We start from the raw sequence: 463 nt of genomic DNA on the forward strand, positions 1-463 counted from the left end.
TCTTTCATCCCCTGCCATTGTGGGGTGAACTCCACAATAGAAAGCGACGGAATAGTGCGCAGGTAGTGCGGCCACAGCAGGCTGACCAACCCTTCGGTCAGTTCCGGCAGGTCATCATCCAATTTCTCCCGCAGTCGGCCCATCAGAAAGGCAAAGCCTTCAAACAGACGTTCCACATAGGGGTCACGCGCCCCGGCTTTATCCAGATTTAATCCGGCAGCCCGATCAGGGTGCGCACGCGCAAACTCTTCGCCCGCTTCGCGCAGGTAGCGCATTTCAGCGTCAAAATAACGCAGGGTTAAGTCGTCCATAATGATATTTTTCATTGTGCTAATGGAAAGGGTGAAATACAGGAAAACAGTGTTTCAGAAACAGCGTAAAGCAAGGAAAAACACGTTTTTTATGCAATATTTTTCTTTTCGGTTATCCGCATAATACGGCTGCACGGGCCGGGTCAAGGGCA

General features: G+C 50.8%; 1 protein-coding gene. It reads right to left on the reverse strand.

Features of this window, described 5'->3' with window-relative positions:
* A partial coding sequence (locus tag AEP37_RS24050) for a type VI secretion system baseplate subunit TssF (protein WP_049615699.1) occupies positions 1-311 on the reverse strand: 311 nt, incomplete at its 3' end.
* Positions 312-463: the final 152 nt, after the last annotated feature.

The sequence above is a fragment of the Yersinia pekkanenii genome, from assembly GCF_001152565.1.
GTDB lineage: Bacteria > Pseudomonadota > Gammaproteobacteria > Enterobacterales > Enterobacteriaceae > Yersinia > Yersinia pekkanenii.